Origin of the sequence: Streptomyces sp. SudanB5_2050 (genome assembly GCF_964272335.1) — a bacterium.
Classification (GTDB): Bacteria; Actinomycetota; Actinomycetes; order Streptomycetales; family Streptomycetaceae; genus Streptomyces; species Streptomyces rochei.
In genome coordinates, this window is record NZ_OZ186760.1 from 226,217 (window position 1) to 234,517 (window position 8,301).

At 76.0% G+C, this 8,301-nt stretch carries 3 protein-coding genes; all 3 read left to right on the forward strand.

The window, feature by feature from the left end; genetic code table 11:
* Positions 1–92: 92 nt before the first annotated feature.
* The 3 genes from ACFZP7_RS01060 to ACFZP7_RS01070 all read left to right on the forward strand — a co-directional run bounded on the left by ACFZP7_RS01060 (position 93) and on the right by ACFZP7_RS01070 (position 7,721).
* A complete protein-coding gene (locus tag ACFZP7_RS01060; protein ID WP_385633548.1) occupies positions 93–5,456 on the forward strand; it encodes a beta-ketoacyl synthase N-terminal-like domain-containing protein in 5,364 nt (1,787 codons plus the stop codon).
* A 313-nt stretch (positions 5,457–5,769) separates the two neighbouring features.
* Entirely contained in the window at positions 5,770–6,774 is a 1,005-nt protein-coding gene (locus ACFZP7_RS01065) for an ATP-binding cassette domain-containing protein (protein ID WP_385633549.1), read from the forward strand.
* A 98-nt stretch (positions 6,775–6,872) separates the two neighbouring features.
* Positions 6,873–7,721 (forward strand): ABC transporter permease, encoded by an 849-nt coding sequence (locus ACFZP7_RS01070; protein ID WP_052731564.1) that lies wholly within the window; start codon positions 6,873–6,875, stop codon positions 7,719–7,721.
* Positions 7,722–8,301: the final 580 nt, after the last annotated feature.

The following is an 8,301-nucleotide window of genomic DNA, read 5'->3' on the forward strand; positions in this document are numbered from 1 at the left end:
CCCCGCCCGCATCTCTAGGGAAAACCCGGACCGCTCGGCAAGAGCCTTGAGCCGATCCCCGCACGACGGCGACGCTCGACATCCCGGGAGTGATGGTGCCCGTCCACGCACACGACTACGCGACCGATCCACCCGGTGCCACCGGCCGGTCCCTGGACGGGCTGACCCTGCCGGAGGTGTTCGCCGCGGCGGTGCGCCGCGGCGGCGACGCGACGGCCCTGCTCGACGGCGAGCGCGCCCGGACCTGGAACGCCTGGCGGACCGAGGTGGACGCGCTGGCGCGCGGTCTTCAGGAGGCGGGCATCGCCCCCGGTGACGTGGTGGCCCTGCACCTGCCCAACAGCTGGGAGTACCTGACGCTGCATCTGGCGGCCGCCGAGGTCGGGGCCGTCACCATGCCCGTGCACCAGGGCAACGCCGCCGCCGACGTACGGGCCCTGCTGGAACGCGTCGGCCCGGCCGCTCTCGTCCTGCCGCCGCGCACACAGGAGGACGGCGGGCCGCTGGCGGCGGCGACGCTGCGCGAGGCGCTGCCCGCACTGCGCACCGTGCTGGTCACCGGGGACACGGCCGCCCCCGGCACGCGGACCGTGACCGGGTTGCTGGAGCGGTTCTCCGGACAGCGGCCCGACCCCGTCGAGGTGCGTCCCGAGTCGCCGTTCCTGCTGCTGCCGTCCTCCGGCACCACCTCCGCACGGCCCAAGATCTGTGTGCACTCCCACGACGGACTGCTCACCAACTCCCGCGCGGCGACCGAGGATTCGGCCGACGCCTACGCCGGTACGGTGCTGACCGCGTGCCCGCTGACCCACTGCTTCGGCCTGCAGTCGGCGTACTCGGCGCTGTTCCGCGCGGGCCGCCAGGTGCTCCTCGGCACCTGGGATGTCGACCGGTTCTTCGAGCTGGCCCGGCGGGAGCACCCGACCGTGGTGGTCGCGGTGCCCGCCCAACTGCACGACATGGTCTCCCGGGCGGAGGGCTCCGCCGACGGCGCGGGTTTCCGTCCCGACCGGGTCCTCACCGCGGGGGCCGCCCTGCCCCCGGCGCTGGTGCGCTCGGTGCGCGAGGTCCTGGACACGGCTCTGGTGGTGGTCTGGGGCATGTCGGAGGCCGGCAACGGCACCAGCAGCCTGGCCGGGGACCCGCCGGACGTGGCCTCGCGCAGCGTGGGCCGCCCCACGCGGGACGCCGAGCTGCGTGTCCTGGACGAGGACGGCCGCCCGTGCCCGCCCGGTGAGCCCGGCGAACTGCACTACCGCAGTCCCAGCATGTTCCGCGGCTACCTCGGCGAGCCGGAGCTGACCGGGCGGGTGGTGTCGCGGGACGGCTGGCTGCGCACCGGCGACCTGGCCTCGATCGGCGAGGACGGGCTGGTCGTCTTCCACGGCCGGTCCGCCGAACTGATCAACGTGGGCGGCCGGAAGTTCAACGCCGTGGAGGTCCAGGCGCTCCTCGCCGACCTGCCCGGCATCGGCCCGCTCGCCGTCGTCGCCAAGCCGGACCCGCGGCTGGGCGAGTACCCGGTTCTCGTGGTCACCGAGCGCCCGGCGGAGGACGGGGCCCCGGGCACCGCCGGTGCCTCGGGCGGTGCGCCGGGCCGTCCGCGCGGCACCGTCGGGCTGGACGAGGTCACGGCGTTCCTGCGCGGGCTGGGCCTCGCGGAGTACAAGATGCCGCTGGAGCTGGTGGTGCTGCCCGAGCTGCCCCGCACTCCCGCCGGGAAGATCAACCGGCTGGCGCTCGAACGGCTCCTCGCCGAGGACGCCGCGCGTCCCGCGCCGCTCCCGGACGACGTGGTCCGCCCCGACCTGCGTACCGCGCTCGACCTGGTCATCGCGGCGGTCGCCGAGGTGACCGCCGCGTCCGGGGAGGGCGGGGACGGTGGCACGACGCCGGCGCCCATCGGTCCGGACACCACGTTCCGTGCCCATGGGCTGGACTCGGTCGCCTCGGTGCGGCTGCGCAACGTGCTGTCCGAGGCCACCGGCCTGCCGCTGCCCGCGGGCCTCGCCTTCGACTTGCCCACCCCCGCCGCCCTGGCCCGCGAACTCGCCGGAGCGGGCCGGCCCGGCGAGGTGGTCGATGTGACGGCACCGGCCCGAACGGCTGCCGGTGACGGCGAACCGGTCGCGATCGTCTCCATGGCCTGCCGCCTGCCCGGCGGCGCGAACTCCCCCGAGGCCCTGTGGGAGGTGCTGCGCGAGGGCACCGACGCCGTGTCCGCCTTCCCCGAGGACCGGGGCTGGGACCTGGACGCCCTCTTCGGCGACGATCCCGACGCCTCCGGCACCTCCGTGGCCCGCGAGGGCGGCTTCCTGCGCGACGCGGCCCACTTCGACGCCGGTTTCTTCCAGATGTCCGCGCGGGAGGCCCTCGCCACCGACCCGCAGCAGCGGCTGATGCTGGAGACCGCCTGGGAGGCCGTGGAGCGCGCCCGGATCGACGCCGCGACGCTGCGCGGCAGCCGCACCGGCGTGTTCACCGGCGCGATGTACCACGACTACGCCGCGGGCGCGGCCGACGCGGCCGGGGACCTGGAGGGCCTGCTGCCGGTGGGCACCGCGGGCGGCGCGCTGTCCGGTCGTATCGCCTACGCCCTCGGTCTGAACGGCCCGGCGCTGACCGTGGACACGGCCTGCTCGTCCTCCTTGGTCGCCCTGCACCTGGCGTGCCGTTCCCTGCGGGCCGGGGAGTCGGATCTGGCGCTGGCCGGCGGGGTCGCCGTGATGGCGACCCCGGCCGCCTTCACCGGGTTCTCCCGGCTGCGGGGTCTCTCGCCGGACGGCCGCTGCAAGTCCTTCGGTGAGGGCGCGGACGGCGCCGCCTGGTCCGAGGGCGCGGGCCTGCTGCTGCTCGAGCGGCTGTCCGACGCCCGCCGCAACGGCCATCCCGTCCTCGCCGTGATCCAGGGTTCCGCCGTCAACCAGGACGGCGCGAGCAACGGCCTCACCGCGCCCAACGGCCCCGCCCAGCGCCAGGTCGTCCGTCAGGCCCTGGCCGACGCCGGGGTGAGCGCCGGCGAGGTGGACGCCGTCGAGGCGCACGGCACCGGCACCGCCCTGGGCGACCCCATCGAGGCGGAGGCCCTGCTGGACACCTACGGGCAGGACAGGCCGCCGGGACGGCCGCTGTGGCTGGGCTCCGTCAAGTCGAACCTCGGGCACACCCAGGCCGCCGCGGGCGCCGCCGCCGTGATCAAGATGGTGCTGGCCCTGCGGCACGGCCTGCTCCCGCGCACCCTGCACGCGGACACCCCGACCACGCGGGTGGACTGGGACCGGGGCGCCGTACGGCTGCTGTCCGAGGCCCGGGACTGGCCCCGCGAGGACGGCAGGCAGCGGCGCGCCGGGATCTCGTCCTTCGGCATCAGCGGGACCAACGCCCACCTGATCCTGGCCGAGGCGCCGGATCCGGCCCAGGACCCGGACCCGGCGCCCGCGCGGGAGCCGGACGACGCCACGTACCCCGAGGGCTCCGCTCACCCGGCCGCCGCCGTGCCGTGGCTGGTGTCGGCGAAGGACGGCGACGCGCTGCGCGGACAGGCCCGGCGGCTGGCCGCCCACGCCGCCGCGCACCCCGAGCTGTCCGGCCGGGACATCGCCTACTCCCTGCTCACCACCCGTACGCTGCACCCGCGCGCGGCCGTGCTGACCGGCGACGACCGGGACGGACTACGGGCCGCAGCGGAGGCGTTCGCCCGCGGGGAGACCCCCGGGAGCGCCGTCCGCACCCTGCCGGGCGCCACGGCGGAGACGGCGTTCGTCTTCACCGGGCAGGGCAGCCAGCGCCCGGGAATGGGGCGCGGGCTCGCCGCCGCCTTCCCCGTCTTCGACGCGGCCCTGCGCGAGGTGTGCGACCTCCTCGATCCGCTGCTGGAACGGCCGTTGACCGAGGTCATGTGGGCCCCGCCGGGCAGCGAGGAGGCGGCGTCGCTCGACGGAACCGGCTACGCCCAGCCCGCGCTGTTCGCCTTCGAGGTGGCCCTGTACCGGCTCCTCGAGTCCTGGGGGACCGTCCCCGACCGGCTGGTGGGGCACTCGGTGGGCGAGATCGCCGCGGCTCACGTGGCGGGCGTGCTGTCGCTCCGGGACGCCTGCGCCCTGGTCGCGGCGCGCGGCCGGCTGATGCGGGCGCTGCCACCGGGCGGGACCATGGTCGCGGTGGGCTGCTCCGAGGCGGAGGTCCTGCCCCTGCTCGCGGACCGCACCCACGAGGTCGCCGTCGCCGCCGTCAACGGGCCCCGCTCCGTGGTCCTGTCCGGCGCGCGGGAGCCCCTGTCGGAGCTGACCGCCGAACTCTCCGCCGCCGGGCACCGGACGCGGCTCCTCGCGGTCAGCCACGCCTTCCACTCACCACTGATGGAGCCGATGCTCGCCGCCTTCCGCGAGACGGTCGCCGGCCTGTCCTTCCACGCGCCCACCGTGCCCCTCGTCTCCTGCGTCACCGGCCGGCCGCTCACCGCTCGGCAGGCCCGCGATCCGGAGCACTGGGTGCGCCACGTCCGGGACACGGTGCGGTTCGCCGACGCGATCGACCGGCTGGCCGAGGAACGCACCACCGTCTACGTCGAGTTGGGCCCGGAGGCGGCCCTCGCCCCGATGGTCCAGGAGTGCCTGGGCGAGGGGGAGCCGACCACCGCGCCCGTGGTGGTGCCGGCGCTGCGCGGCGGGGACGGCGAGGAGGAGGCGAGTGCCCTTCTCACCACCGCCGTACGCCTGCACGCGGCGGGACTCCCGGTGGACTGGCGGGCGGCCCTGCCGGGAGCGCGCGCGGTGGATCTGCCCACCTACGCCTTCCGGCACGAGGCGTACTGGCTGGCCTCGGTGCCCTCCGCGGCGGTGGCCGTGGGGCCGCCGGCGGCGACCGCCACGACCGGCGACCCCCGGGCCGAGCTGGAGGAGCGGCTGGCCGTCCTGTCCGAGGAGGAGGCCGAGGCGCTGGTCGTCGATCTGGTGCGGGGCGAGCTGGCGGCCGTGGTGGGCGGTGAACTCCCCGCCGAGGCCGGGGCGGACACCGTGTTCACCGACCTCGGCGTCACCTCCGTGACCGCTGTGGAGCTGCGCAACCGCCTGACCGCCGCGACCGGCGTGCGGCTGCCTCCGACCCTGGTCTTCGACCACCCCTCCCCCGCCGCCGTGGCCCGTCTCGTGCGCGACGGGCTCCGGCCCTCCGGTCCTCGGCGCCCTCGGGACGCGGCCTCCCTCGTGGACGAGCTGGAGGAACTGCTCGTCTCGGGCGCGGCCCTCGACACCGGTACGGGCGCCCGGCTGCGGGCCCTGGCCGGCCGCTGGGCCCCCGCCCGGAACGGAACGCCGGCCCGCGCCGCCGGCCCGCTGGACCTGGACTCCGCGTCCGACGAGGAGCTGTTCCGCCTCATGGACGGCGCCGGCCTCCCCGGGGACACCGCGGACGGCACGACCGGGTCGGCCGACGCCGCTGCCGGCGGTGTCCGGTGACCGTTCCCACCCGGTCCCGCGCCCTGCCCGCCGTACGTTCGGACGCACGCAGGTGCACGCGCACCGGCACGTCCTCTGCCCGAACCGGTCGCGGGCGTGCCCGTTCGGGCGCGGCGCGCGGGCCGTCGACCACCGCAGACGCACGGGCCGGGGACCGTCCGTGCCCGTGGCGAGGTCCGGTGCCGCCCGCCGCGCGGGCCCCGGACGCGTGCCCGGCCGGCCACCGGCCGACCGGTCGACCTGCGCGGAGCGTCCTCCGCCTTCCACCGGCCGCCCTTCACCCGGCGCGGCCCCACCAGCGGGAGCACCTTTCATGAACCCGACCGTCACGCCCGTCGCCGCCCCGTCAGGACCGGCCGGTGGGACCGGTGACCTGATGATCGAGGCCGACGGCGTCAGCAAGTCCTTCGGCCCGGTCCAGGCCCTGCACTCGGTGAGCGTCAGCGCGCCCCGGGGGACGGTCCTGGGGCTGCTCGGTCACAACGGCGCCGGGAAGACCACCCTGGTCAACATCCTCACGACGGCGCTGCCGCTCGCCTCGGGGCGGGCCGCGGTCGCCGGTTACGACGTGGCCCGCGAGCCCGTCGAGATCCGTCGGCGGATCGGGCTCACCGGGCAGTTCGCCTCCGTGGACGGGCAACTCGGCGGACGCGACAACCTCGTCCTGATCGCCCGGCTTCTGGGCGCCGGACGGCGGGCGGCCCGGGCGCGCGCCGACGAACTCCTGGAGCTGTTCCAGTTGACCGAGGTCGCCGACCGGCGTGCGAGCGGCTACTCCGGTGGGCTGCGACGCCGCCTCGACCTGGCCGTGTCCCTGGTCGGCGCGCCCGCGGTGCTCTTCCTCGACGAACCGACCACCGGCCTGGACCCGTCCAGCCGGCTCAACCTGTGGGAGATCGTCGAGGGCCTCGTCGAGCAGGGCACCACGGTGCTGCTGACCACCCAGTACCTGGAGGAGGCCGACCGGCTGGCCGACTCCATAGCGGTGCTGTCCGCCGGCCGGGTCGTCGCCGCCGGGACCGCCGCGGAACTGAAGGCGACCGTCGGCCGCCGCACGGTCACCCTGGCCCTCGAGACCGGCGAGGACCGGAACGCGGCGGGCGCGGCCCTGCGCGGCGCGGGGTTCGCCCCGGTGGTCGGCGAGGAGGACCCCCGCGCCGTCGTCGTCCCGATCGACGCCACCCGGGAGATCGCCGAGGTCGTCCGGGCCCTGGACCAGGTGGGCGTCGAGGCCACCGAACTCACCTTCGGCGAGCCCACCCTGGACGACGTGTACCTGGCACTCGCCGATCAGGCCGCGTCCCGCACACCTGTGTGAGACCCCGGCCCCCGGCCCCCGGCGCCGTGCGCCGTCACCGAAACACCGCGACACCCGGCGGGCGGAACCGCCGCCCGACGTCTCCTGTGGAGGACCCCGTGACCACTCAGCTGCCCCCGGCCCCCCGTCCGGCCGCGCCCCGGACCGCGGCCGGCACGGCGCCCGTGTTCGGGGGGACCTCGCTCCCCGCCCAGATACGGATCCTGACCGGGCGGTCGCTGCGGGCCATGGTGACCGACCCCGGCATCGTCCTCTTCGGCCTGATCCAACCGGTGGTCATCCTGTTCGTCCTGACCCAGGTGTTCAGCAAGATGGGCATGCCGCCGCACTTCCCGGAGGGCGTCAGCTACCTCGACTACGTGCTGCCGGCGATCCTCGTGGACAACGCCGCCCAGTCCGCGATGCAGTCCGGTGTGGGTCTGGTCGAGGACCAGAAGAACGGCATGGTCGCCCGACTGCGGTCGCTGCCTGTCCATCCGGGCGCCCTGCCGGCCGCGCGCAGCCTGGTCGGGCTGGTGCGCGCCACCGTGCAGGTGCTGATCATCATGGTGCTGGCGATCACCGTGCTGGGCTACTCCCCCAACGGCGGCGCGGCCGAGCTGGCGCTCTCCGCCGGCCTGACGGTCTTCATCAGCTTTTCGCTGGGCTGGGCGTTCATCGCGGCGGGTGCGTGGCTGCGGCGGGCCGAGCCGCTCCAGAACCTCGCCCTGATCGTGATCTTCCCGCTGATGTTCGCCTCCAGTGCCTACGTCCCCGTCGCCGACCTGCCCGACTGGCTGGCCGCGGTGGCCTCGGTCAACCCGCTGACGTACGCCATCGACGCCAGCCGCGCGCTCGCGCTCGACGTGCCGGGCCTGGACCACGCGATCCCGTCCGTGCTGATCAGCGCGGTGATCGCCGTGCTCGGTATGGTCGCCGCCCTGCGCGGCTTCCGTCGGCCCCTCTGACTCCCGCACGAACCCCCCGGAGTGCGGGCAAGGCGAAGGCCCGCGGACGCACACCCCCGCGTCCGCGGGCCTTTGCCTTGCCCTCGCCGGTCCTCGGGCCCCTTCCGCCGTAGAGATGTGCGCGTCGATACGCCGTGCCCGTGCGGCCGTCCGCCGCCCTCCTGCCCGCCTGCCCGCCTCGGGCACGCGACTCGCCCGAACGGGCACGGCGCGCCCGCCGGCGCGTGAGGCCGCCGGCTCCCACCAGGCCCGTCGCGCCGGTCGCGCCGTACACCCGCCCTGGAAACGGTCCCCGCTGAGGCGGGAAGCGGGCAGCTCGGGGCTCCACCCACCGATGGGAAGCGGGCAGCTCGGGGGCGCCACCCACCGATGGGAGCCGGGGACTCGGGGACGCCACAGACATTGATAGGAACCAGGGGCTCGGGGTCACCACACAGCGACAGGAACCGGCGGGAGCACCGGCGCACAGACGTCATGGACGCGACGGGGCCCGGTGCCGGTGGCACCGGGCCCCGTCGGTCGGCGGGCGGGTGTCCCTCCGAGCTTCGGGCCGCGCGGCGGGCCCGAAGCTCGGAGGGGG